At 34.9% G+C, this 24,921-nt stretch carries 22 protein-coding genes; 11 read left to right on the forward strand and 11 right to left on the reverse strand.

From position 1 onward, the window contains the following. Positions 1-67: 67 nt before the first annotated feature. Entirely contained in the window at positions 68-1,666 is a 1,599-nt protein-coding gene (locus VCM44_RS13865) for an ABC-F family ATP-binding cassette domain-containing protein (RefSeq protein WP_120404493.1), read from the reverse strand. 178 nt (positions 1,667-1,844) lie between these two features. Between VCM44_RS13865 and VCM44_RS13870 the strand changes: the two genes are divergently transcribed. From VCM44_RS13870 to VCM44_RS13890, 5 genes are all read left to right on the forward strand, one after another. Next, entirely contained in the window at positions 1,845-2,810 is a 966-nt protein-coding gene (locus VCM44_RS13870) for an alpha/beta hydrolase family esterase (RefSeq protein ID WP_334679155.1), read from the forward strand. A 95-nt stretch (positions 2,811-2,905) separates the two neighbouring features. Continuing rightward, complete coding sequence (locus tag VCM44_RS13875) at positions 2,906-3,367, forward strand: BLUF domain-containing protein (protein ID WP_120404495.1); 462 nt, start codon at positions 2,906-2,908, stop codon at positions 3,365-3,367. A gap of 36 nt (positions 3,368-3,403) precedes the next feature. Next, a complete protein-coding gene (locus VCM44_RS13880) occupies positions 3,404-4,621 on the forward strand; it encodes an NAD(P)/FAD-dependent oxidoreductase (protein WP_334679156.1) in 1,218 nt (405 codons plus the stop codon). Further along, positions 4,614-5,015, forward strand: a complete 402-nt coding sequence (locus VCM44_RS13885; RefSeq protein ID WP_120404497.1) for an HIT domain-containing protein — start codon at positions 4,614-4,616, stop codon at positions 5,013-5,015. Before VCM44_RS13880 ends, VCM44_RS13885 begins: the two co-directional genes overlap by 8 nt. A gap of 105 nt (positions 5,016-5,120) precedes the next feature. Further along, the gene (locus VCM44_RS13890) at positions 5,121-5,315 is read left to right on the forward strand and encodes a cold-shock protein (protein WP_115360793.1); all 195 of its coding nucleotides are present in this window, start codon (positions 5,121-5,123) and stop codon (positions 5,313-5,315) included. A gap of 58 nt (positions 5,316-5,373) precedes the next feature. Here the strand turns inward: VCM44_RS13890 and VCM44_RS13895 are convergent, their stop codons facing one another. From VCM44_RS13895 to VCM44_RS13910, 4 genes are all read right to left on the reverse strand, one after another. Further along, positions 5,374-6,219: a CvfB family protein gene (locus VCM44_RS13895; protein ID WP_115360791.1), complete on the reverse strand. Its 846-nt coding sequence runs from the start codon at positions 6,217-6,219 to the stop codon at positions 5,374-5,376. Continuing rightward, the gene (locus VCM44_RS13900) at positions 6,167-6,529 is read right to left on the reverse strand and encodes a DUF1456 family protein (RefSeq protein ID WP_114706487.1); all 363 of its coding nucleotides are present in this window, start codon (positions 6,527-6,529) and stop codon (positions 6,167-6,169) included. Before VCM44_RS13900 ends, VCM44_RS13895 begins: the two co-directional genes overlap by 53 nt. 8 nt (positions 6,530-6,537) lie before the next feature. Beyond that, positions 6,538-6,918: an RNA recognition motif domain-containing protein gene (locus VCM44_RS13905; protein ID WP_114706486.1), complete on the reverse strand. Its 381-nt coding sequence runs from the start codon at positions 6,916-6,918 to the stop codon at positions 6,538-6,540. 99 nt (positions 6,919-7,017) lie between these two features. Then, positions 7,018-7,884: a LysR family transcriptional regulator gene (locus VCM44_RS13910; RefSeq protein ID WP_334679157.1), complete on the reverse strand. Its 867-nt coding sequence runs from the start codon at positions 7,882-7,884 to the stop codon at positions 7,018-7,020. 112 nt (positions 7,885-7,996) lie between these two features. On the opposite strand from VCM44_RS13910, the gene VCM44_RS13915 reads away from it, so the two are divergent. After that, complete coding sequence (locus VCM44_RS13915; RefSeq protein ID WP_334679158.1) at positions 7,997-8,536, forward strand: YceI family protein; 540 nt, start codon at positions 7,997-7,999, stop codon at positions 8,534-8,536. A 61-nt stretch (positions 8,537-8,597) separates the two neighbouring features. Here the strand turns inward: VCM44_RS13915 and VCM44_RS13920 are convergent, their stop codons facing one another. Beyond that, positions 8,598-9,872, reverse strand: coding sequence for a dicarboxylate/amino acid:cation symporter (locus tag VCM44_RS13920; protein WP_114706483.1), 1,275 nt, complete (start codon positions 9,870-9,872; stop codon positions 8,598-8,600). Between the two features lie 76 nt (positions 9,873-9,948). Here VCM44_RS13920 and VCM44_RS13925 point away from each other — a divergent pair, with 76 nt between their 5' ends. Then, positions 9,949-10,530, forward strand: coding sequence for a DNA-3-methyladenine glycosylase I (locus VCM44_RS13925; RefSeq protein ID WP_334679159.1), 582 nt, complete (start codon positions 9,949-9,951; stop codon positions 10,528-10,530). Here VCM44_RS13925 and VCM44_RS13930 read toward each other — a convergent pair. From VCM44_RS13930 to VCM44_RS13945, 4 genes are all read right to left on the reverse strand, one after another. After that, positions 10,527-12,326 carry a hypothetical protein gene (locus VCM44_RS13930; protein WP_334679160.1) on the reverse strand — a complete coding sequence of 600 codons (1,800 nt, stop codon included), beginning with the start codon at positions 12,324-12,326 and terminating at the stop codon, positions 10,527-10,529. The genes VCM44_RS13925 and VCM44_RS13930 overlap by 4 nt on opposite strands. A 3-nt stretch (positions 12,327-12,329) precedes the next feature. Then, on the reverse strand, positions 12,330-14,066 hold the full coding sequence (locus tag VCM44_RS13935) for a phosphatase PAP2 family protein (protein WP_334679161.1): 1,737 nt from the start codon (positions 14,064-14,066) through the stop codon (positions 12,330-12,332). 9 nt (positions 14,067-14,075) lie between these two features. Continuing rightward, positions 14,076-16,289, reverse strand: a complete 2,214-nt coding sequence (locus VCM44_RS13940) for a BamA/OMP85 family outer membrane protein (protein ID WP_334679162.1) — start codon at positions 16,287-16,289, stop codon at positions 14,076-14,078. A gap of 189 nt (positions 16,290-16,478) precedes the next feature. Then, the gene (locus VCM44_RS13945) at positions 16,479-19,592 is read right to left on the reverse strand and encodes an efflux RND transporter permease subunit (protein WP_114706478.1); all 3,114 of its coding nucleotides are present in this window, start codon (positions 19,590-19,592) and stop codon (positions 16,479-16,481) included. A gap of 125 nt (positions 19,593-19,717) precedes the next feature. Between VCM44_RS13945 and msrB the strand changes: the two genes are divergently transcribed. The 4 genes from msrB to VCM44_RS13965 all read left to right on the forward strand — a co-directional run bounded on the left by msrB (position 19,718) and on the right by VCM44_RS13965 (position 23,975). Then, a complete protein-coding gene (msrB, locus tag VCM44_RS13950; RefSeq protein WP_334679163.1) occupies positions 19,718-20,779 on the forward strand; it encodes a peptide-methionine (R)-S-oxide reductase MsrB in 1,062 nt (353 codons plus the stop codon). A gap of 74 nt (positions 20,780-20,853) precedes the next feature. After that, positions 20,854-22,374 carry a hypothetical protein gene (locus VCM44_RS13955; RefSeq protein ID WP_334679164.1) on the forward strand — a complete coding sequence of 507 codons (1,521 nt, stop codon included), beginning with the start codon at positions 20,854-20,856 and terminating at the stop codon, positions 22,372-22,374. Between the two features lie 4 nt (positions 22,375-22,378). Further along, positions 22,379-22,744 (forward strand): DUF333 domain-containing protein, encoded by a 366-nt coding sequence (locus tag VCM44_RS13960; RefSeq protein ID WP_334679165.1) that lies wholly within the window; start codon positions 22,379-22,381, stop codon positions 22,742-22,744. Continuing rightward, positions 22,737-23,975, forward strand: coding sequence for a hypothetical protein (locus tag VCM44_RS13965; RefSeq protein ID WP_334679166.1), 1,239 nt, complete (start codon positions 22,737-22,739; stop codon positions 23,973-23,975). The genes VCM44_RS13960 and VCM44_RS13965 overlap by 8 nt, the downstream gene beginning before the upstream one ends. Here VCM44_RS13965 and VCM44_RS13970 read toward each other — a convergent pair. Continuing rightward, positions 23,963-24,808: a hypothetical protein gene (locus tag VCM44_RS13970; RefSeq protein ID WP_334679167.1), complete on the reverse strand. Its 846-nt coding sequence runs from the start codon at positions 24,806-24,808 to the stop codon at positions 23,963-23,965. The genes VCM44_RS13965 and VCM44_RS13970 overlap by 13 nt on opposite strands. Positions 24,809-24,921: the final 113 nt, after the last annotated feature.

Raw genomic sequence — 24,921 nt, forward strand, 5'->3', positions numbered from 1 at the left:
TGCACAAAGTCAAAAGTGAGAACTAAGTAGCAAAAAGGCCTCAGTTAAGAGGCCTTGGTATTTCAAATTATTTAATTTTTGTTTTTAGGTAGTCATCGTAGCTGATGTACTTATCTTCGATCATTTTCCCAGTTTTATGATCTAGGTCGATAATACGGTTTGCAACCGTCTGAATGAACTCGTGGTCATGAGAAGTAAAGATTAGATTACCTTTAAATCTAGTGAAGCCTTCGTTAACTGATGTGATACTTTCTAGGTCTAGGTGATCTGTTGGTCCATCGACTAGAAGAACATTTGCCCCTGAGAGCATAAGCTTAGACATCATACAACGAACTTTTTCTCCCCCTGAAAGAACATTCGTCTTTTTAAGAGCTTCCTCTCCTGAGAAAAGCATCTTACCAAGGAAGCCGCGGATAAATGTCTCGTCCTTATCTTCTGAGTATTGTCTCAGCCAGTTTACGAGATCGTTCTTTCCATCCATGAAGTAGCTTGAGTTATCTTTTGGAAAGTATGACTTCGTTATTGTCACACCCCATTCAACGTCACCTGAATCCGGCTCCATTTCACCCATAAGGATTTTCATAAGAGTTGACTTAGCAACATCGTTCTCACCAAGAAGAACAATCTTGTCATCTTTATTGAGCATAAATGAAATATTATCAAGCAGCTTAACACCATCAATTGTCTTAGAAATATTATTAACTCGTAGGATCTCTTTTCCAGCTTCACGCTTTGGTTCAAAATGAACAAATGGATACTTACGAGTTGATTTTGGAAGATCGTTTAGCTCTAGTCTTTCTAATTGCTTTTGACGAGAAGTCGCCTGAGAAGACTTAGAAGCATTGGCAGAGAATCGTTGAATGAAGGCCTTAAGCTCTTTTGCCTTCTCTTCTGCTTTCTTATTCTGATCGGCACGAAGCTTTGCTGCAATCTCTGAAGACTTTCTCCAGAAGTCATAGTTTCCAGCGTAAGTTGTGATTTTACCAAAGTCGATATCTGCAATGTGTGTACAGACTTTATTTAAGAAGTGACGATCGTGGGATACAACGATCACAGTCTTTTCATAATTTAATAGGAAGTTCTCAAGCCACTGAATGGCCTTGATATCAAGGTTGTTTGTCGGCTCATCCAGAAGAAGAATATCTGGAGATCCAAATAATGCTTGAGCAAGTAAGACCTTTACTTTTTCTGGACCAGTAAGTTCTTTCATCGTCTTATAATGGTATTCAGTTCCGATCCCTAGACCAGAAAGAAGGATACCTGCTTCAGATTCTGCTTCGTAACCATTCATTTCAGCAAATTCACTTTCAAGCTCTGCTGCCTTCATTCCATCTTCATCACTAAAGTCTTCTTTCATGTAGATGGCATCTTTTTCTTTCATAATTGAGTAAAGCTTTTCGTTACCCATAAGAACAGCTTGAAGAACTTGTTCTTCTTCATATGCAAAGTGATCCTGCTTAAGAATTGAGAGGCGCTCACCTGGAGTGATATTAACTGTACCATTATTAGGTTCAATTTCTCCTGAAAGAATTTTTATAAACGTTGATTTTCCAGCACCATTGGCACCAATTAGCCCGTAGCAATTACCTGGAGTAAATTTAATATTAACGTCTTCAAATAGCTTCTTTCCACCAAAGCTTAAACCAACATTGGAAGTTGAAATCATAAATTGTCCTTCATTTTAAATAGATGCTTAACGAGGCATAGCTTAATATATTTAATGCGTTTAGTCTACGGATTTACTTGGTTCTTAAAGCAAAATTATTTTAGGGCCAAAGGCATCTAACTTCATCAAAAGATTTTTTTGATTGTGATAAAATTTGTCTCATCAAAAGGAGTCTGTCATGAAAGCTTGGGCCACAATTGTGGCGTTCCTTCTTATTGCTCTAAATGCTTACGCTGGTCCATCAGACTATTACTCAAAGCATCATCGCTTTAAGGCAATTAAGACAACTCACTATATAAAGATCTCAAAAGATGGCCACCCAAAGGCCCTTCTAGAGCTACCAAGACGATATAAAGAAAGGGAAAAATGGCCACTTGTGGTCAATATACATGGTTATACCGGTAACATCTTTCTCCAGTATATACTAACGAGACTTTCGATTTATAAAGATATTCTTGGGTTTATGATTCTAACTCCTCAAGGGAGAACTGATCGCGACGGTAATACATTTTGGAATGGTGGAAACTTCTGTTGTGATTTCTACGAAACTGGAGTGGATGATACGCTCTATATGAAAAATCTTATCGACTATATAGCTTCACATCCAGACTTTAATCGAGTCGATACCAGAAGAATTTATTACTTTGGCCATTCAAACGGCGGCTTCTTTGCCTATAAGATGGCCTGTGCTTATCCCAATTATGTAACGGCCGTTGGCACCTTGGGAGCATCTCTAGATCTTCGAGATGAAAATGGAGAAATTATCGTTGAGCAGGATCCATGTCCACAGGCCAGTGCGATTCCTATTTTTCATATTCATGGTACCAAGGATAAATCAATTCCATATGCAGGAAAGGATTATATGCCTGAGTATGACTTTGGCCATATTGGAGCAAGGGAAGCTGTTGAGCGATGGCTCTATCATAATCGATGTGACATGCAAGGGGATCAGAAAAGAACAAATGCGAGCTTGTTTATTTGGGGCAAAGAAACAAGAGTTGAAACCTTTAGCAACTGTGAAAACCAAGCAACTGTGAAATTAGCAACCGTTAGAAGAGGAAGACATATCGAGCTGCTGCGGTATCGTTTTTACAAAAAGATGCTCAAGTTCTTTTTGAAGTATCAAAAATCAAGCATTGAATAGATTCATTATTAAGTAGCAATTTAAGTATTCTTGTCTTCAAAAGAATCCATTTGGACATCTATAATGGAAGAAATAGACGAGCAAGGTGGTTCATAATGAGTAATGAATATCAAATTATCTACATTAGTGAGAAGACTAGTGAATTTGAGGCAGATCGCGACTTGAATAAAATTACTTCTGCATCCTTTCGAAATAATAATGCCCGTGATGTCACCGGTGTTCTCATGTACAACGGCGGTTTCTTCTTTCAAGTGATTGAAGGAAAAAAAGAAGACGTTATCTATACCTATAATAAGATTATTCTCGATCCTAGACATCAAAATGTTAATCTCTTATCAGATCGTGAGATTGAGCACAGAAGTTTTGAGAATTGGCCAATGGCACTTATTAAATTAAGTGATGTTGATCTGGATGTCATTGACCATGTGGTTGCTTGGAATGACCTAATTAATGATTCTCGTAAACATGAGCCCATCTCCGAAGATAAGATTGATCGATTAATCGAGGCTTTGAGATATAAAATTGATATGGATACTATTTCCTCAAAAGCTGCATAACTTTCCTGTCACTTGCTAGCATGTTAAAATTTGAACATGTCAAAACAAGTAAAGGTTGCCATCGTTGGAGGAGGCCCGGCCGGCCTCTTCTGCGCATATGAGCTGTTAAAAAATAATATTGAAGTTCACCTCTATGAAAAAACAGGTGGAGTTGGAAAGAAGTTCTTAGTTGCTGGAAATAGCGGCTTAAATCTTACCCACGGTGAAGAGTTATCAAGCTTTGTTAAGCGCTATGGTGTTAATGAAGCGCGATTTAAAAAGTATATTGAAGACTTTACTCCGATGGATCTTGTTAATTGGGCAAAAGAGCTTGGTACAGAAACGTTTATTGGTTCAAGCGGACGTATTTTTCCAAAGAAAATGAAGGCCGCTGATATTCTCTATCAATGGATGAAGGCCCTAAAAGATCATCCTAATTTTCATCTCCATTTAAAACACGAATTAGAATATATTCTTGATGATGGCGATCTTGTCTTTCGTCATGAGCATGCCCAAAAAATAGTTAGAGCTGATTATTATATTTTCGCTCTTGGAGGCGGAAGTTGGAAAAAGACAGGTAGTGATGGTAAGTGGATCGATTATATCGAAAAACTTGGAGTTGAAACCCGTAAGCTAAAGGCCATGAATTGTGGCTTTGAAGTTGAATGGTCATCGCACTTTTTAGAAAAAGTTGACCGAGGCTTTGTAAAGAATGTCATTGTGACTAGTCGAGGAGAGTCTGCTCGAGGTGAGATTATGCTAACTCCATATGGCCTAGAAGGTGGCGCTATCTATGCTATCTCTAACTTTGTTCGTGATGAAATTGATGAAGTAGGTGAAGGAGTCATTAGTATTGACCTAAAGCCTGATCTCACTTTTAAAGAAGTCCTTGAGAAAGTTACTAAGAGGGGAAAAGACTCTCTTACAAATCGATTAAGGAAAGGATTAGGTTTAGATAAAGTGGCACTTGCTCTTTTGTATGAAGTTCTTGATCGCAAGAAGGCACAAGTTGATAAGGAATATCTTGCACATGTTATTAAGGACTGTTTAATTACTGCTCGAAGAACTCGTCCAATGGATGAGGCCATTTCAACATCTGGTGGAGTTTGTTTTTCTTCATTAAACGAAGACCTAAGTATGAAAATTAATGAACGATATTACTTTATAGGTGAGATGTTAGATTTTGAAGCACCTACTGGAGGATATCTCTTACAAGGATGCTTTTCGACAGCTTTTCAAGTTGCGAAGTCGATAAAAGGAAAACTCAATGTTTAGTTTACACCCAACTTTAAAGAAAGACTTAGTAGAGATTTGTGACTTAAAACTTTGTAAGCTCATGCTCCTTCCCGATACTGAAAACCCATGGGCCGTTTTAATTCCACGTCTTGAAGACATAAGAGAAGTGCATGAATTATCACGTCAGGATCAAATACAATTGATGGATGAAATTAACGAGGTTTCATTATTTTTTGATAAGAATTTTGGGCCTGAAAAGATAAATATTGGCGCTCTAGGGAATATGGTTGCGCAATTACATGTTCATATTATCGCTCGTTACTCTAGTGATAGAGCGTGGCCCGGAGCTATTTGGGGCACAAAGTCAAAAAAAGAATCTTTTAAAATCAAAGAGTTAGAAGTGAAACTTAAAGAGGCTTTTTCACGAAACTGACAATGGACAGCAAAATAAATTTTTTTTCCTTTTTTCGTAGGTATTTGGCTACTTGTAGGGTAAAATTATCTTAACAAAAACAATTTTTTTAAGAGGTTTATTAAAATGAGTACAGGTACAGTTAAGTTCTACAATTCAACAAAGGGTTTCGGTTTCATCACAAAAGATGATGGTGGAGATCTTTTCTTTCACATTTCATCAGTTCAAGGTGGAGAGCCTAATGATGGTGACAAAGTAGAATACGAATTAGGTGAAGGTCCAAAAGGTCCATGCGCTATTAATGTTAAAGTAACTAATTAATATATATAATATTGCAAATTCACTTATTAAAAAAGCCTCGCTATTGCGAGGCTTTTCTTTATCTATTATCTTCTACTAATTTTATTCCATTATCATTTATTTCGATAAGCTTGTCTTTATAAAGCATACCAATCGATTTCTTAAATGTTTTCTTACTCATTCCTAGAAAGTTCTTAATATCTTCTGGTGAACTTTTGTCATGTAAGATACTTGAGCCGCCATTGCGTTTTAAAAAGTCTAAAATAACATCTTTTGAATCAACTAAGTTTTTAATTCCTTGTTCTTGCAAGGCCACATCCACAAGTCCGTCTTCACGGATCTTTTTGACGAATGCTTGATATGTATTACCAACTAAAACTCGTTGGAATGTTTCATTCTTATAGATCATTCCAATAAATTTACGATTTACAATTACACGATGACCAAGTTCAGTTTGAGAAGCAATTTGAATATCAACTTGATCTCCTTCACTTATATCAAAGTCTGAGCCTTGAATATATTGGCCAAGTTTTGTTGTACCAAAGATTCTCCCTGTACCGTCCTCTTTACAAACTCGTACAAGGTGAGACTCATATGGACGAACTTTTATTTTTTGTTCATTTCCAGGAACGAGTAGATCTTTACTAATACCAAAATCAAAGAAAGCACCAAACTCTTGAACTTCAACAACTTTTAAAAGAGCATACTCACCAACACATGCAAATGGCATCTCTGTTGTGGCCACTAGCTCTCCCTGAGTATCTGGATAGATGAAGACCTTTAAGTCACCACCGATTGTGATTTTTAAAGGTGCGAAGTCCTCTGGAAGAAAGACTTCCTGAGTTCCTTCTTGGTCAATTAGACGATAACCGTTATGAAGTTTTTTTAGGACCTTTAGAAGGTTTATTTTTCCTATATGAACCATTTGATTTTACCTTTGAGTGTTTCTTTGTTTTTGGAGCCGCTTTATTTGCTGTAGGCTTCTTTGCATTGGCCGCAGCTTTTTCGGCCCTTTCTTCTCTCGTTCCACGGTTCTTAATGATTAAACCATTTAGAAACTTTCTTAGTACTTGATCGCCACATTCCTTATAATTAGGGTGATCATCTTTTCGAAATAGAGCTGAAAGTTCAGTTTTAGTCATTTCAAATTCGACAAGTTTTAAGATTTCGATGATTTCAAAATCTTTTAGAGAAAGAGCAATTCGCAGCTTTTTTAAAATATCATTATTCGTCATTTTAGTGCCTACTTTCTAACGTTATCAAATAATTCTTGTAGGCCACGACGACGGCGACGTTTCTTAGCGACAATAATTTTTTCTTCGCTTATTTCTTTAGCTACTTTTTTCTTATCTTCCACTTCACGCTGCTTTTTTACTTCGTGATTATCAATTGCAAATGAGACCTTAACAGTTCTACCATCAAGTTGAGTGGCATTTAGACTATCTATGGCCTTTTGTGCCTGGTCTTTCTTTTGCATTTTTACAAAAGCAATACCTTTACTTTTTTCAGTTCCTGGAATTTTAAGAAGATTCACATCACTTACTTTACCGTAGCGAGAAAAAATTCCCTTAAGGTTTTGTGCAGAAGTCTTGTAATTGAGATTTCCAATATAAATAGTTTCCATTTGGACCTTGTGTTTAAAATCAATAATAATGGCCCAACCTAACACTTATCACTGAAAAAAGGGAGAAAACCTTTGAAAATAGGTAATTCTTTTAGGTATCTAGAAAGAATCCCAGATAAATCGGGCCACTTCTCCTAGTTGATGGCCTTTTTTGTGTCCGAGACAGAATTTTACAAGTGATTTCTTCTCTAGGGACTTAAGATGAACCAAGCGACCTTTCTTAAGCTCATCTTTAATCATCGTTGAGGGCAGACGTCCCCAGCCAAAACCATTAAGAATTATCTCTTTCTTTGAAGGAGTATCCGTTACTCGCCACTTTAGAGCTTCATCCATTACACCAAGTTTTATTGTGTCATCCGGAATGGTACTTCTTTGGATGATTTGTGGATATTGCACAAGACTAGCGAAACTCTGTTCTTTCTTAGGTAAATCAAGAAAAGGATGATCTTTTGCAATAACTAGGTACATATCAACTTCACCAACAGGCTTGAACTCAAAATTCTTAGTACGAGAAAGATCTTCAAATATTGCTAAATCAACTCGACCTTCCATGAGCATTTTCTCTCCACTTAGTATTTCTTTTTCAAGAATAATTTCTGTGGAAGGGTAAAGTGACATGGCCTTTTTAATAATTGGATAAAGCTTTTCTTGTTCGTAGATTCCTGATACTGAAATGGAAACGCGAGTCTCTACATTAGATGAAATTTGCTTGGTTTTTTCAATAAGATGATCATATTGAGCTGTTAGCTTGGCCGCTTCATTGAGAAAGTCTCTACCTTTATTAGTTATTTGAGGCCGGTAGCTCGTTCGGTCCACAAGAGGGAATCCTACTTGCTCTTCGAGATTGTTAATTGAGTAAATTACCGCAGACTTCGCCTTTGCTAGTGCTGTTGCGGCCTTAGTGAAACTGCCGGCCTCATCAAGGGCCTGAAGGCATTTTATCTGTTCTATCGTTATCCAAATCATGGACTAATTATAGCACAACTTGTCGCCAATAATGATCTTTATTTTCTACTATGTTTTGCTATTATATTTTTAAGAAATTTCATAATTCAATAATCAAATGGAGGAAAATATTATGAAGAAGTTATTAGTTTTTGCTTTTGCTGCGCTAACGGTTTTTACAACAAATGCAGCGACAATCGACACTGCTAAGTCAACGATTTACTGGCAGGGAACAAAAGTAACAGGTCGCCACTTTGGTACAGTTAAAATTAAATCTGGAGATGTTAAAGTTGAAAAAGGTCAGCTTGTATCAGGAACAGTTGTCGTTGATATGAATTCTTTTACAGCAACAGATCTTGAAGGTGAGTGGCTAGATAAATTAAATGGTCACCTTAAAAATGAAGACTTCTTCAACGTAAAGAAATACCCAACTGCTACATTAAAAATTAAAGAAGTAAAAGGTTTTACAGTAATAGCGGACATGACAATTATGGGTAAAACAAAGGAAGTAACTTTCCTTGCTGCTAATAATGGAAAGAAATTTGTTGGAACACTTGAGTTTGATAGAACAGATTTTGGAATTAAGTACGGATCTAAAAGCTTCTTCAAAAGTTTAGGTGATAAGGCAATTGATAATAAAGTTAGCCTAGCATTTAATGTTGTTCTTAAGTAGTTAGGTTAAGACTCTCTCAAATAGTACATAGGGCCTCAAATGAGGCCCTTTTTTATTTCTTCTAAGTTGCTTCTCTTTTATCTAAGTATCTTTGAGTGACGACAGCACCAATGATATCACCTTCCACATTCACGGCCGTTCTAAATGTGTCTAGAGGCCTTTCAATCACAAGGAGGATACCAATTGCTTCAAGAGGAATCCCGGCCGCTAATAATACCATTTGCATTCCCGACATTGAACCTGATGGCATTCCTGGAGCTCCAACAGATGAGAGCATTGCCATAAAGAATATTGAGAACATGGCAACACCAGATAATTCAATCCCGTAGAGATTTGCCAAAAAGATGGCCGCAATACCTTCAAATAATGCTGTACCATCCATATTCATTGTAGCACCGAGAGGAAAAACAAAACCACTGACTCCTTTTGTAACTCCTAACTCTTCTTCACAAGTTTGCATTGTAACAGGAAGAGTTGCTGAACTTGATGCTGTTGACAGGGCAAGAAGAAGGGGACGGGCCGTCTTTTTAAATAGATCAATTGGATTAAGCTTTCCAAAGAACCAAGCTATTGATGGTAAAACCAAAAGGCCGTGAACCATGGTGGCCCCAAAGACTAGTAGGGCAAATGAAAGCAGTTCACTAAAGATATCTCCAGAAACCTTCACCTTAAAATCAAAGACGATGGCAAAGATTCCAATTGGACTGAGGTTAATAATCCAATGAAGTACCTTATTTATGACAATATTGAGGTCCTTTACGATTTGATATAGTGGATTTGAAGTATGATGAACAATTAATAATGACATCCCAAGTAGAAGTGCCGCAGTTACAATTCCTAAAATATTATTATTTGCAAGAGCGTGAAATGGGTTAACAAGAGCTGTCTCAAATACTTTCTTAATAACTACAGGAATCGAGTTTGAGCCTTCTTCAATAAACTGAGCAGGCTTTTGTTGAGTAATTGTATCCTTGGTCTTTATGGTAACACCTGAATTCTTCCATGGATGAATAAAGAAAACAGCAGTAAGGCCAATCATAATTGCGATAATCGTCGTTGAGACATAGTAAGTGATAGTTACTAGTCCCATTGATTTAAGCTTTGTGATCTCACCAATATTGATAATCCCTCCAATAAGAGAGAAGAAAATCATTGGTGCAATCATCATCTTAAGAGCACTAATAAATACTGACTTAATCATAACGATTATTTGATAGAAGTTTGGTGGCGTCTTCATTGTTGCCCAAGATGGGTCACCAAAAATTGACCCAAATATATACCCTAGAATCCCAGCGATAAGGACCCAGAAGCTAAGATTTTTAACGACTTTTTTCATTTATTTTCCTTCTTTAAAGCACTAGCTTATATTTTAATACTTAACCGTAATTAAAAAAAGAGATATAATTTTTTCTATGAAAGAAAGATGCCCGTGGCTTAAATTATCTAACGATCAATATGTGAAGTACCATGACCGTGAATGGGGAAGACCTGTGCATGATGATCAAGTATTATTTGAATTCCTCATTTTAGAGGGTGCCCAGGCCGGGCTTAGCTGGGAAACAGTTCTCAAGAAGCGTGATAATTATCGTAAGGCCTTTTACCAATTTGATATAAAGAAGGTCTCAAAGATTACTCCTGCTAAAGTTGAAAAACTTATGAATAATCCAGGAATTATTAGAAATCGCCTTAAAATCGAGTCAACTATTTCAAATGCAAAGGCTTTTTTAAAGATTCAAAAAGAGTTTGGTAGCTTTGATAAGTATATCTGGTCTTTTACAGAGGGAAAAACTATATATAACTCATTTAAAAATCTAAAAGAATATCCCTCTAAAACACAATTAAGTGATGATATATCAAAAGATTTGAAAAAAAGAGGTTTTCGTTTTGTCGGAAGTACTATTGTTTATGCATTTCTTCAGGCATGTGGAATCGTTCAAGATCATAGTACTAATTGTTATTTACATGGAAAGAAATTAAGGCGATTAAAAGATTAGTAGAGATTTCCCTTTATATATCCTTGTCCCATTAAATCGTTAATTCCAATTATATTGACCATTGCTTTTTGCACGATTGGTGCTAGCTTTGATGACTTTAGTCCATGAACAAGAAGCTTGGCCTTTTCTTTAACTGAGATATTTGAACGTAATTTATTAAATAGCTTATATACTCTTTGTGCTAATTTTAAGTTTTCAAGTTGTTTAAGTTTCTTCTTTTGATTAGCTGAAAGATGATTTCTCTTACGGACAGAATGTTCGTACACATAATTATCTCTTCTAAAGTCGTTGCGATCTTCTTCACTTATCCATATTAGAGAATCTGTATATTCAAATGCTAATGCAATGGACTCCCAAAGGGTGAAGTCATCGACTTCTATAAGCTCCTCAATTGCCTTTGTTGAAAAGATAAGTGATGAATAAATTTGGACTTTTCCATAGTCTTGGTTTTTATCGAAATCAATTCTCATCCCATTATCAAGGTAGCGCTCATATAAAAAGTCTGCCTCTTTGTTTAACTCTCTTCCTGAACTGTCATCATCAGAATAAGAGTAATTGATAGTTAGGCTAAAAGACTTTGTCGCATTATCATTTGTAGGTACAACGGCCTTTAAGTTATAATTTCTTTTCTCCTTGCCTGAGAATCCTTTATGATCACTGACCTTTGAATAAATAATTTCTTCGTACTTTAGGTTTTCACCATCTTTAAACCTAGTTTCATATTTTCCGTTTTCACTTATATAGCGGGCACCTGTCTTCCATAGAACAAAGTTTAAACCCCAGTTAAATTCAGAATTATTTCTTTGGCCTTCTTTTTTCATAAAAAGTTCGACACTATCATTTCCACTTTCTTCTAGATCTTGAATCTCTGAAAAGTCTTGATCAAGAAAACTCAGGTAAGCTTTAAGTCCTTCTGGTGTACTCAAATCAAGGCGGTAGATTAGTTGATTTATTTCTTGTTTGCTCTTTTTTAGATTAAAGACAATAGGAGAGTAGCCCTGTGATTCATTAATGCCGATTGAAATTGGAAGATCAATAATCTCATCGACAATTAAACTTAAGCCTAGTCCTGCACCTTTAGACATATCATCGAGGTGCTTTATTGTTATTACTGCAATGTCATTTTGTTCTTTCTCAATTGTTACATCTAATGATTTTGAAATTTTCAATTTTGCTTTTGGTGCAAAAGTCGTAACTTCTGGAATCACAACATTTAGAAAATCAAGCCAAAGAAGGTTTACTCTTGAAGCAAAACCAGATGTTAGGACAGTATTTACTTGTTGACCCACTCTCAACGAATTAAATCTCTCACGTGAAGTCGGTAAGTCTATCACTTCCATATGCTTTAGCTCAATAGCTTCTTCATAACTATCTACAGCTGTTGCCTTAGAGAAATGTCTTTCTTCAGTTGGAGTACCTTGAATGAATGGTAAAGAAGATCTAATTAAAAAGTTTGTTCCTAAATAGGCCATTTGCTTAAGAATTGGCACACCCACAGAGATAGAATCAACAACAATGTATTTTCCATCTAAAGATGGCATAATTTGACGTTGAACTTTTGGCCCAAACCAGCCTTTTTGATAAATTGTTCCAAAATATTGGAGTTTAAGCTGAGTATCAACCCAGTCAGAGTTCTCTTGTAATTCTTCTAGGTCACGCCAACGCTTATTTATAGTTTTATTAATATCTAATAAAACATCCTGATTATCAGAAACACTATAATCAATGGCATAAGTACTTGAACTTACGCCAATTGATAGTATTAAAGTGAATATGATAACCAGTACTGTTTTCAAGTATTACTCAGACTCTTTATTATTAAAAACTAGTTGATAATAATCGATAGGCCAAGCTCTAAGGTCTTTTTGCCCATCTACCTTATAAGTTACAGCAGCACCGTTTAGATCTCCAGTTACTGGCGTAAAACTTACTGGGCCGTCTTCTTTTTTATCAAATAAACGATACATAATCTTACCTGATACCCATCCAATTAGGGCCCCTAGAGTAACGTCAGAGAACCAGTGAGCATTCTTGTAGACTCTTGCAAAACTCGTTAAAGCAGCAAGAGAATAGGCTGCAATCGGTACAATTTTTGTGTCTTTAAACTCTGTTGCAAATACAGTCATAACTGACCATGCTCCAGCAGAGTGACCAGAAGAGAAAGAAGTGTTATTTCGTCCAAAGTTTACACCATCGAAGTGATATGGACCTTTTCCTTCACGAGGTCTTGCACGTGAGCTCAATGACTTAAGTAATTGAGTTGCTAATTGTCCAATTAGAACGGCCCCGACACTTCTAACGGCAGCTCTTTTAAATTGATCATTCTTAAAAACAAGTCCGATTGCCATTGAAGCACCAACTACAGGAAGCAGTCCTGCTTTTTCTCCAAAGAGGTTAGTAAAGTCAGTAATTGTTGTCATTGTATCGTTCTTATTATCTTGTACAAAATCCATCAAAGGCTTATCAAAGGCCATCATTACACCAACAACACCAAGTGTTTTTAGCATCATTGATTTTTCAGAATCAGAGAATTCAATAGGCATAAAGATTGAACGATCATTACCTTTTTTACTTTTGATTAATTCTTTTAAGTCATCATTGCTAAGCATTGATTGTTGAAGTTCACTAGCTTCTTGTATTTTATTATTTAAATCTAAAAGACTCGTTGTTTGAGGGACTTTTCCTATTTTTTTAAGCTCTTTACTTACTTTTCTTAGCTCTGATCTTTTTACATCTTCACTTGTTTCAATTAATGATGCTAAATTTGCCATTCTCTCTTTTGCATCTGTTAGACTTTGATTGTCTGCAAATAGCTCAAATAGTTCTAATAGAGCTTGAGATTTTGTGCGTCCGTCATTTGCTTCAACTATCTGATTCATTAGAATTGCAGCTTGATATTCGTAAATATCTTTATCTTCAGACTTTCTATTAAGCCAAACTTCATTTTTAAAGTCGGCCAACCCTTTTTTTAGAGCTACTGTTTTTGAATTAGCTAGATTTTCTTCAACTTCTCTTGAAAATCTTGAATTTGGATAATTGTTTAAGAAGTCTTGGTTAACAAGAATTGACTCATTAACGATATTATTAGCACTACCATCTGCTTTTACAAAATTACCAATTGGCATATTTTTAATGTCTTTAGGTAGGTTCTGATTATAGAGGTTTGCCATTTGAAAATGCATTAGCTCTGACTGTGGATTATCCTTTATTAGTTTTTTTAGAGATAATGAGAAGTTTACATAATCATTAAGGAAGTTCCCTTCATAAAGCTCATTTAGTAATTTGATATCTAGCCCTTGCTCAAGAGCTTTAGATTGATCCTTAACCATTGCTAATTGAAAGCTTCGAGCCGCTTTACAATGCTTATCTGAATTAGCATAGCGCTCGGCCTTATCAAGTGACTCTTCAAATGAAACATCTTTAATATCAAAGTCTTTCTTTAATCTGTCACATACTTTTAAGTTTTGTGCCTGGACACTAACTCCACTTATAATGGTAAGGGCCATTATGAGCTGAGGTAATTGATTCTTCTTCATTACAATCTCCTATAAGTTGTAAGCTGGATCATAATCTCCAATTATAAAATAAAAAGGTTTTGTTATATCATTTTGTCTGCTTATGAGTGGGATAGTGACACCTGCTTCAAATGTTTCTTGTACAAAGCCTGCGTTCATGTGAGCGCGTAGCCCAAGACCACCAACTACTCTAAAGTGATCAAATGCGAAGTCACTACTACCAGGAGCAAATGCATCTAAAAAGAGTACACCGCTAAAGATATCCTTATATATTGGAAGACTATATGTAAGGTTCGCTGAGATCATTGAGTTAGAACCGAGTTGGCCATCCTTATTTATTGATCCATACTCAAACCCACGAATAGTTCCATTTCCTCCACCTTGTAGTCTTTCATAAAAAGGAGTACTTTGAGATGCATATCCTAGGGTTACTCTTCCTGAAATTTGATGTTTACCACCTTCATCATTTTCATAAATATCTCTTGTTACTTGAGCATTAACGACACCTTTAAAGAATAATTCCTGATTATGAAATGAAGGTAGAAGATGTACAGATATTACACCATTAGTTTTTTCTTCTTTATCTTGAATTCGATATGCGAAAGAACCAATGAGGCCACTTACAACATCTTTTGTGTCAGATAAGTCGATATTATCTGAGTACTGTTGTGATAAGCTATCAATGGAAACAAACTCGAGGCGAGTTCCTAGCCCTAGACTTATATTCTTATTTATTTGTTTTTCAAACATTATTCTAAGAGCTGTTTTCTTTTCTTTATAATGGTAACTTCTCTCAAAATCATGATTGGCACTGATATTAAGATCAATTTCAGATCCAAAAATATTCTCGTTATTATAAACAAGCCCAACACGGTTTATTTCTTTTGAGATCATTGTTGATAGGGCAAGTGATGTTCCTGTACCAAAGAGATTATTGTCACTTAAAGAAACTCCAAAACCTGCTCCACCATAGGCTGAACCAAGTGAGAATTGGATTGTTTGAGTACTATTTTCTTGAAGCTGAATGACTACTTTTCCAGCACTTGTTGTCATTGGGAAGAAGTCAATTTTTACATCTTTAAAGAAACCAGTTTTATAAAGGTTCAATATAGACTCATTAATCTTACTTGTATTTGCCATTTCTCCGATGTTAAAACTTAACTTTTCATAAATAACTTCTGGTACTGTTTTTGTATTACCAATTATTTCAATTTTAATAATCTTTTGCGGTTTACCTTCGTTGATAACTAGTGTTGCGCTCTCACTCTTATCGTCATAATTCATCGTGATTTGTGTGAAGATGTAACCATTATTTCCGTATAGTTCTCGCACTCTTTGAATGGCCTCTCTTTGCTTCTTTATTGAAAAGGCCGTGGGTAACTTTGTGTTTAAAACATTAAGAATTTCTTGAGTTTCTAAAAAAGAGTTACCTTCAATTGATAATTTGTTTAATTTTAATTGCTTGTTTTCATTAATTTTAAAGCTGATATCTGCTTCATCTTTTTTAACTTTATAATCTGCTTCTACTTCAATGTTGATGAAACCACTTTCCATATAATGACGTTTAATGATTTCGATATCATTTAAGTATTCTTCTTCAATAAAGAGATTCTTTGAGAAGAAAGAAGACTCTTTAGATTTGATAATTTTATTTAATTCTTTATCAGTGAAATAATTATTACCAGTAATTTTAATGTCATCAATTTTAACTTCAGCTGTATTTAGGAGAACTTTAAAGTCGATGATAATTTCGGACTCACTATTTAGCTCTAGTTTCTTTTTAACTTTAACAAGAGGATATCCTTTTTTCTTATAGAAGTTTTCAATAGAGGAGATATCAAGCATCATATCCTTGGACTTAAAAATCCCTCCTCGTCTTAATTTAAGCTCCTTCCTTAAGTCATTATCAATGTCATTTTTGTCTTTTTCTATACTTTCAATACTTATTAGAATTCTTTTGATAATTCTTTTCTTTTGCATTTCAAATTTGATTGAAATACTACTTGAATCTATCGGCAATACTTCAAGTTCAACATTTTCATATGTTTCATCATTTTTCTTTTTTAAGTTTTCAAGATCATTTGTTACTTTGATGATATCAAGAGTTTCACCTGTCTTACTTTCAAGCTCTTCAATTCCGAATAAAAGATTATTTCCAATATCTTCACCCAAATCATTTTCGATTGTAATGTCATTGATTACTAAGTCCATTTCCATGGAATCTTGAGCATAGACCTGTGCCATACTTAGGTACAAGTAGGTGAGGAGTATAGTGAATATACCTGTTTTCAAAGAGAGCTTTGTCATATGACAAAACTAACATTATTTATTAACTGTTAAGTCTATTTTGAAAATTATGGCCATATGTATAAAATTTGAACAAGTTAAATCAATATGTAACCCCTTGAAAGTATTTGTTTCCAAGGGGCAATATTATAAGAATGCTTCTTCTTGTTGCTCTTCTTTCGTCACAAGAAATCTTGATAAAAGAGAGAAGATTGATGGTGTTAGAAAAAGTGTAATGATTGTGGAAATGGCCAGACCCCATCCCATTGTAAGCATCATTTCTGCTAACATTGAATCATAACCAGCAAACCCATAGGCCGTAGGAAGTACTCCAATAACTGTCGTTAATGTAGTTAAGATAATTGCTCTAAGTCTTGTGGAAGAGATTTGTGCGATCTGCTTATAAAGTTGAGTCTTGTGCGTTGTATACTTTGTCTCTCTAATAAGTTTATCAATGAGGACAATCGAGTCGTTTACAACAACCCCAACCATTCCAAGGGCCCCAATAACTGCGAAGAAGCCGAAGATCTCCATGCCGTGGGCCATGAGAATATAGATAACTCCTGAAATCCCAATAGGTATAATTGTCATAATAATTAGAGGTGCAGACAATGATTTAAATTGAATTGTTAAAATCATATAAATAAGAGCGATAACTAAAAATCCTGCCATCTTAAAATCACCAGTCGATTCTCTTGTTTCTTCAATTTCACCAACAAAGTTTATAATTGCAGATGGATATTCTTTTAAAATCTCTGGGAAAACTTCGTTCTCGTAATATTCAGCAATCTCAAGTGGTGTAGTATTTGCACCTTCTTCTATATCCGAATAAACCATTGTTGTTCGTTTGAAATCAACGCGCTCAATATTTGATGGTTTTACAACCTCTTCAATTGTAATAAATCGTGAAATTGGTACGTAACCACCTTTTCCATTATCAATTCTTAATTGTTTTAGCTTTTCAATATCAACTTTGTAATTCTTTGCGACAGTTAGTCTTACCTCAACCTCTTCATCAGTACTCTTAAGAGTATAGAGAATAGTACCTTGGACAAATGTACGTAGAGAAGTGGTTACATCACTAGGTGTAAGGCCAAAGCGTAGGATCTCATTTTGGTTAATTTTAAAGTTGAATTCTTTTGTATTTATTGGTCTTTCAATTTCAACATTTTTTAACTTCTTATTATTCTTTTGATGATCGGCAATAAGATTGGCAATTTTCTCTCTAACTTCGTCATCATTATCTTGAATTTGCGCCTCAATTGTTGAACCTGAGCCACTTCCCCAGCGTGATTTAAAGAAGCGAATTTCTTTTATATTTGGAAGGTCTTTAGTTCTCTCTTTTAAGATATCAACTATATCATTTGCTGATAATTCTCTTTCATCGGCAGGTAAAATCTCTACAGTGATACTTGCTCGATTATAGTTTACAGCTCCTCCACGACGAGATTGACCTACGTTAGAGCGAAAACCAACAATACTTAATCGTTGTGATTCTTCAAGTAAGATATCTTCAAGAGGTTTTAGGTACTCATTGATTTCAGCTTTAGATGTACCTTTCTCTGTATATACACTTAGGCTAAGCTCTTTACTTTCTTCTCGCGGAAACATGACAAATTTTAATTTTGTCGTAAAAAGATATCCTGATAAAACGGTTGAACAAATAAAGAATAAGATTATTAAAAATCTAAAGTTTAGTGCCTTCTCTAAGAAGTTTGCATAGACTTGTTCGTATTTTCTAAACCAACTTACTTCATGTTTCTTCTTTGGTTTTCTTTGATAAACGTGGGCCGGTAAAACAGAGAATGACTCTATAAGTGAAGCCACTAACATCATTGTAATAATAAATGGAAGTACGGCCACGAACTTTCCAAACCATCCACCGAAGAAAAGAAGGGGAACAAAGGCAACGCATGTTGTGGCGATGGCACTAGTAATTGGCATTAGTAACTTAGTTACTTCTGTTGTAACCTTATCCATTAATTCTTTTAATGTGCCTTTATGATCTTCTGTAATTCGGCCAACATTTTCTGCAACAATAATTGCATCATCAACAACGATTCCCATTACAATAATAATAGCGGCCAGAGTCATATTATTGATTGTGAAATCAAAGATGAGCATACAAATTAGGGTAAAGCATAGAGTAAAAGGAATTCCCATACTTACCCAAATCCCCGATTTGAAATCAAGGAATAGGAAGAGAACGAGAACAATAAGACCAAACCCTAGAAGCCCATTACTTGCTACAATTGATAGGCGGTTTTTTACATCATATGATTCATCATCGAGAGTCACAATCCTTAAATCATCAAGTTGACCCTTCTTATACTTTTCAATAAAGGCAAGTGTTGCTTTATTGGCCGCTAGAATATCAACATTATGACTCTTTTTAAGGTTGAGCATTATCCCTTCGTGGCCATTGATTTTATAAATTGAATTCGTTTTTTCAAAAGACTTTTTAAAACTTGCGATTTGATCGAGGCTGACACCATCACCTTCGTAATTACCTGTTACCATCAAGTCTTTAAAGTCTGATTCATCAACTAATTCATTAATAGAGGTAACCTTTGATTGTTGTGTATCTTCTAATACACCAATCGGTGCTCGAATATGACTTTCTCTTAAACTTCTTACAACGTTGTGAATTGAGATTCTGTTTTGCTTGATTTTATATGGGTCAAGAAGGACATGATTTTCTGGATCAAGGTAACCACTTCGAGTAACAGACGATACTGCAGGTAGCGCTTTAACTTGTGTTTCAAAGTTTCTAACAAGCTGTTGCAGTCTTGCTCGGTCTTCAACTGTTAAGTCTCTCTTTCCCTCTAGGTAAAACCCAACATCGATATAGGCTTTTTCAGATGATTTAAATTGTCTAAATGTTGGAATCTCTGCTTCACTAGGTAGATCGGCCCTAAGTACGGCATCTTGAATGTCGAGGTAGACTTCTCTTGGATTAGGGTAGTTCTCAAGCATAACAACAGTAATTGAACTTGAGCCAGTTGAGGAAACAGATCGCACTTCATCTAGGCCTGCTACATTTTTTAATTCTTCTTCAATGGGTTTTGTAATAAAGAATTCAATATCCTCAGCACTTGCTCCAGGGTAAATTGTGGAAACACGAACATAAGGTGACTCAAACTCTGGCATTTCTTCTTTTGGAATTTTTGTCCAAGCAAAAATGGCAATAACAAATACACTGAAGAAAAGAACGTTTGAGATAAGTAGGTTATCGATAAAGTATTGAATGAGTTTTTTCATAAGACAATTTTAAGTGGCCGTAATCAGGAGGTCAAACCTTTCATTGATAATATTATGTAACAATTAGGCCATCAGCTACGAATACTTATACGAGAACCTGTTATAATAGTTTCATGGAGGTATAAATGAAGATTATTACAGCTGTATACCTATTTATCGGCCTTCTTTTCGCTAATAATATTAATGCTGCCAAGATTACTCTCGGTGGTGGCTGTTTCTGGTGTATGGAAGCTCCATTTGAAAAAATTAAGGGAGTAAAAAGTGTTACCTCTGGTTACATGGCCCCTGATAAGACTAAAGAATTAGTTAAGCCTACTTACCAAATCGTATCATCAGGTAAAAGCGAGTATGTTGAAGTTGTCCAAATTGTTTATGATGATAAGAAAGTTCAACTCGAACAAATCTTAGATATCTATTGGAATAATATAAATCCAACTGACGAAGGAGGACAATTTGCAGATAGGGGAAATCAATATCGTACTGTGATCTTTTATGAAAATGAAAAACAAAAGAATATAGCGCAAAACTCGAAGAATAATCTTGAAGCATGTAAGAAGTATGATTCACCAATAGTTACGGCAATAGAAAAGGGATCGACTTTCTATCCAGCTGAAGAGTATCATCAAGATTATTACAAGAAAAACCCAATTAGATATAAGACTTATAAAGAGCTATCTGGCCGAGGACAATTTATTCGAAACAATTCTTCAAAACCTCTGAAGTGCGAAGAAACAAAAAAGGATAATAAAGTGTATAAGAAACCAAGCGAAAAAGAATTAAAGGAAAAGCTATCTTCATTAGAATATGAAGTAACTCAAAAAGAAGGGACTGAGCGTCCATTTGCTAATAAGTATTGGGATCATAAAGAAGAAGGAATCTATGTTGATATAACAACAGGTGAGCCACTTTTTAGTTCTCTTGATAAATATGATTCTGGTTCAGGATGGCCAGCCTTTACTAAACCAATAGATAAAGACTTAGTTAAAACGAAAGAGGATAATAAACTCTTTATGACTCGAATCGAGGTACGATCGAAGTCTGGAGATGCCCACCTCGGTCACGTTTTTGATGATGGCCCAGGCCCTGAAGGGAAGCGCTATTGTATCAACTCAGCATCTTTGCGCTTTATTCCTAAACAAGATTTAGAGAAAGAAGGTTATGGTGAGTATCAAAAACTGTTTAAATAGCTAAAATTACATATATTCTTTAGCTAAACACTCTAAAGATTAGGCCCAAGTATCCGATATGAGGACGAGGGCCTATGAAAAGACTAAATACTTTAATAATTCTATCTTCAATTATTCACTTTCAGATTTATGCTTCTTGTGGAGGAGCATTTAAATCGTTTCTTGGTATAAAGAAAAACTCGTTCTATGACACTCCTGAATTTGAACTAAAGGAGAAGATTAACAAACTAGAGACCTTAAATCGTCGTCTTCGTAATACTAGTGAACACAAAGAGCCTGCAATGTCTCTTTCTGTATGGAAGAAGATTGAAAAACTCGATAATAACTTATTTACTAAGCATTATTCAGTGAATGTAAGAGACTGGAGAGTATTCTTTAGAGATTTTGAAGTAAACTTTATCTCTTTTAAACGTATGAAAGATATATCTGACTTTCTTTCATCTACTGATGTCACAAAAACAAAGCTTAAAAAATATTTGAAAGAAAAAGAGTACTCGGATGAATTCAATGAGTTTATTTTATCAAAGTTTGATAATTCACCGAATGCCGACTTATTTAAGGTTGAAGTTGATAAGGAAGCAGAAAGAAATATTATTAATATAGGTAATGATTACTATGAATACCGCTTAGTTCGTGAGCATATTAGAGACCTTGAAAATAGTGATCTATGTAATAAGGAATGCCAAGTAGAGCTTAAAAAACTTATGGCAAACCTTGGTGTTGCAAGTGATAGAGAAAAAAGTACTCTTCCAATATTTTTCAAAGGAGAGAGTCGTCCAGAGTTAGATGATATAACTCGAATTGTTCACGAAAATCCAATGGCCTTAATTACAAAACTAAAGAAGGAAAGAAACTCTGAAGTTGTCAATTGGCTATATTCACTATTATTACAACCAGAAATAGTTGATACCTTTATGGGCCTTATTTATAAGTCAAAACATATAGGTAAGTATCGTGCAGTACGCTTATTCCAAGCTTTCTATAATGCTAGAGCAAGAAGACTACACTTTCCAAAGATTAATAATATTGTAAAAAGTTTCAGTAATGACTTAGTAAAGAGTTATTCAAATTTAAAAACAGTAAATACGACAATTCCTAAAGATGAACTTCTCGTGACTTTTGCTCGAATGGTTGATGCACTTGCTGTGAAGAAGTATAAGCTTCTCAAGCAGTATGCAAAAGAAAATGATCCTAAATTTTATGAGAGAATGCTGGCCGCTGAAGAGAAGGCATATGCACGTGGTGATATTAGTATCACTCATCGTCGTTCTGTAATTGGACAACTTGTACAATTTATACCAGCTTCAACTCCTATTTACCTCTATCAAAGATCAAAGCTTGAAGAAAGGGCAACTGTTGAAGAAGTAAATGAAGATGGTGAAGTTATCGAATCAAATGATGATGGAAGTGTTGAGGTTGAAGAAGTTATTGTAGAAATTGAGCACGGCGATGAAATGGATAAAACATTAGAAGAAGTAGCTGAAGTTATTGCACAAGAAACAAGTGATACTACTCGTGATCCTTCATCTGTAAAGGGTAATTGGGTAGAGAAGTTCTTTTATCGTATCAAACAATTTTTCAAGGCCAAAGGATAGGTCGATGTTTAAGATGATAATACTATCTACATTTACAATTTTCTTTACCTTTGATCTCTTTGCAAAAGATTTTCAAATTATGAAAATTTATGAAAAAGATAAATTCAAAGAAGTAAAAATCTATAAAGAAGGCAGCGGTAAAAATACCGTATTTATGAATGATACTTGTAAGAAATCAAAAGACTGTCTTAAGCGAAGGGTAAAGCAAAAGAAAACTCGTGGACTAGCGGGCCACCCTGGCTCAAAAGCATGTAAAGCAATAGGTAATTCTGAATATAAAATTTTAAAAATGGAAAATGGTAATCAAATCGGCTTTTGCCGCTTTTCAGATGGAAGTATGATTAGTGCGTGGAGTTTGCTACGTGATTAAAATATTTATCTTTTCTATTCTTTCATTAACAACCTTTGCAAAGCTTGAAATTACTGAAGAAATGAAGTGGAATGAATATAATCATGCTGCTTATCAACAACTTCCTCCTATGGGGAGTGAAAGAGTGACAAGTCAGCTAGAGGTAAAGAGTAAGCCAATCATTCGTGATCAAGATGGATTTGGTTCATGTTACTTATTTGCTACCACTTCTTTATTAGATCAAGCTTGTATTAAAAGTGGAGCTTGTGATGAGGATAAACAAATTTCCGTTCTAGATGTACTTGGGAAGACTCAATTACAAAATGGTAATTCTAAAGAATTCTTAGGACTAAATGGTGGAAATATTCCTCAAGTTACTAGATCATTAACAAATGGTAAAAAAGTTGATTTATCATTTTCAACTGAAGAATGTGCACCTTATCAACAAATTGAAAACTACAATGGCCAAGCAAATGGGGACTTTGATATCGAAGAGCATCCCCAATTAAAGGCCATGAATGATATTTATTATCAGGTAAAAAAAGAAACTGAGAGTGATGGGTTTTGTAGGCCTTGTAATGAAGAGTTTTTTAAGAAGTACTATCCATTTAGCACGGATATGATTGAAAACTTATCGAGGGCAGCTACTAAAATCGCTTCAATCAACGCTTTTGAAGAGTTTTTAAATGAAGTACTGATACCTAAAAAATGTCGAGATGAAAAAGAGAAGGTTAAGATACCAGGTGTAAAGTTTCATCAAGAACATATTTCTGATAAAGATAAATTTAGAAAGAAAATGATTGAGTTATTTGAGAATGATCAATCAGCTGCGATATCAAGCTGTACTTGGCAACGCTATTGTGAAGGAGAGGATGATATTAGTGATATGTCAATGTGTCCTCAAGCGAAGAGAAAGCGTTCGTGTGGCGGTCATGCCTATCTTTTAAGCGGATTTAGAACTATCTGTGATAGCAATGGTGAATGTCGTAATCAATATAAAGTCCACAATAGTTGGGGGACTCATTTTAATGTATTCAATGATAATGGTTGGGTAGAAGAAGGCCCTCTTTTTGATGCCTATAAAGACTTCAGCAATCAACTTGTCACTTATGTGGAAAGCGAACCTAAGAAAATAGAAAGAAGTGATTTCTCAAGGTCAGGAATATACTATTGTGATGGTGTTAGGGGTGCCGGTGATAATGTTTGGGCAAATAAAATGCAACGAGCAGGACATCGTTGTTACTTGCGATAAGTTTTTGCCTCAATCTTTTTAGTACAGCCATCTTCAAACGTTTCTTGATTAATATAAGTTGTATTCTTGTAACGTTGTAAGTCTCTTTTGGCCCTACGTGTTTTATTATAGAAGAAGACATCATCTTCTATTTTCTTTGCATCGAGATTACATTCAGAAGACCATGTACTTGTAACTTTTATCATTTGCTGTGCAACCTTTACAAGATTTGTAACTGACATATACTCACTTGTTGAAGCTGTTTGTACACTACAGTCGTAACATTCATCTGATTTATTATCTTCTAAATCGATATCTTGAGAGTAATGAGAAAGGTTTATTAGGCCTTCTTTATGAAGTTGATTTAATTTTTCTTTTTTCTGATCTGATAGGGGTGATGAATTCTTAATTTCATCTCTAATTACATTATTAATTAAGATATTAATATATGAATTGTTTTTAAATTGGTCATGGTTATTGCGGATATAGTCTGTCGCATAGTTAAACTTATATGTGTCTGACATCCTATTTAGACTTATTTCGACTTTCTTAGCGTCTCGTTTATTTAAAAGGTTTTGATCATTTACTGTTCTTAAACGATAAAGAGAATCAAATTTAGCTAAGTTTTCTTCATCTAATAATGAAGTTAATACTAACTTCGTTTGTCCCTGATTTTTTGAATCATTCAAAATTTTTGCAATTTTTACGGGAGACTCTTTTATAAGTTGCTGCTTACAATCTGAGTCTTTTAAACATTGATCAATTTCAAATTCAATCCCATTTGAAGCTTGGTATGTAGAAGCATGGGCCATTGATGAAGTTAAAAAGACTAAAAGATAAACGTTTTTAAGCATATTTTCCCGTAAAGTATCGGTGATTAATAAGATAAACTAATTATACCACGGGCAGAGTAAATAAAAAGGCCTGTGAAAAACAGGCCCTTTTTTATTCTATAATATTGTAATTA

This window comes from Halobacteriovorax sp. DPLXC-1 (assembly GCF_036903125.1).
GTDB lineage: Bacteria > Bdellovibrionota > Bacteriovoracia > Bacteriovoracales > Bacteriovoracaceae > Halobacteriovorax_A > Halobacteriovorax_A vibrionivorans.

Coding starts and splice junctions, on each gene's coding strand:
- VCM44_RS13865 (WP_120404493.1), bottom strand. CDS start 1,666: ATGATTTCAACTTCCAATGTTGGTTTAAGCTTTGGTGGAAAGAAGCTA.
- VCM44_RS13870 (WP_334679155.1), top strand. CDS start 1,845: ATGAAAGCTTGGGCCACAATTGTGGCGTTCCTTCTTATTGCTCTAAAT.
- VCM44_RS13875 (WP_120404495.1), top strand. CDS start 2,906: ATGAGTAATGAATATCAAATTATCTACATTAGTGAGAAGACTAGTGAA.
- VCM44_RS13880 (WP_334679156.1), top strand. CDS start 3,404: ATGTCAAAACAAGTAAAGGTTGCCATCGTTGGAGGAGGCCCGGCCGGC.
- VCM44_RS13885 (WP_120404497.1), top strand. CDS start 4,614: ATGTTTAGTTTACACCCAACTTTAAAGAAAGACTTAGTAGAGATTTGT.
- VCM44_RS13890 (WP_115360793.1), top strand. CDS start 5,121: ATGAGTACAGGTACAGTTAAGTTCTACAATTCAACAAAGGGTTTCGGT.
- VCM44_RS13895 (WP_115360791.1), bottom strand. CDS start 6,219: ATGGTTCATATAGGAAAAATAAACCTTCTAAAGGTCCTAAAAAAACTT.
- VCM44_RS13900 (WP_114706487.1), bottom strand. CDS start 6,529: ATGACGAATAATGATATTTTAAAAAAGCTGCGAATTGCTCTTTCTCTA.
- VCM44_RS13905 (WP_114706486.1), bottom strand. CDS start 6,918: ATGGAAACTATTTATATTGGAAATCTCAATTACAAGACTTCTGCACAA.
- VCM44_RS13910 (WP_334679157.1), bottom strand. CDS start 7,884: ATGATTTGGATAACGATAGAACAGATAAAATGCCTTCAGGCCCTTGAT.
- VCM44_RS13915 (WP_334679158.1), top strand. CDS start 7,997: ATGAAGAAGTTATTAGTTTTTGCTTTTGCTGCGCTAACGGTTTTTACA.
- VCM44_RS13920 (WP_114706483.1), bottom strand. CDS start 9,872: ATGAAAAAAGTCGTTAAAAATCTTAGCTTCTGGGTCCTTATCGCTGGG.
- VCM44_RS13925 (WP_334679159.1), top strand. CDS start 9,949: ATGAAAGAAAGATGCCCGTGGCTTAAATTATCTAACGATCAATATGTG.
- VCM44_RS13935 (WP_334679161.1), bottom strand. CDS start 14,066: ATGAAGAAGAATCAATTACCTCAGCTCATAATGGCCCTTACCATTATA.
- VCM44_RS13940 (WP_334679162.1), bottom strand. CDS start 16,289: ATGGCACAGGTCTATGCTCAAGATTCCATGGAAATGGACTTAGTAATC.
- VCM44_RS13945 (WP_114706478.1), bottom strand. CDS start 19,592: ATGAAAAAACTCATTCAATACTTTATCGATAACCTACTTATCTCAAAC.
- msrB (WP_334679163.1), top strand. CDS start 19,718: ATGAAGATTATTACAGCTGTATACCTATTTATCGGCCTTCTTTTCGCT.
- VCM44_RS13955 (WP_334679164.1), top strand. CDS start 20,854: ATGAAAAGACTAAATACTTTAATAATTCTATCTTCAATTATTCACTTT.
- VCM44_RS13960 (WP_334679165.1), top strand. CDS start 22,379: ATGTTTAAGATGATAATACTATCTACATTTACAATTTTCTTTACCTTT.
- VCM44_RS13970 (WP_334679167.1), bottom strand. CDS start 24,808: ATGCTTAAAAACGTTTATCTTTTAGTCTTTTTAACTTCATCAATGGCC.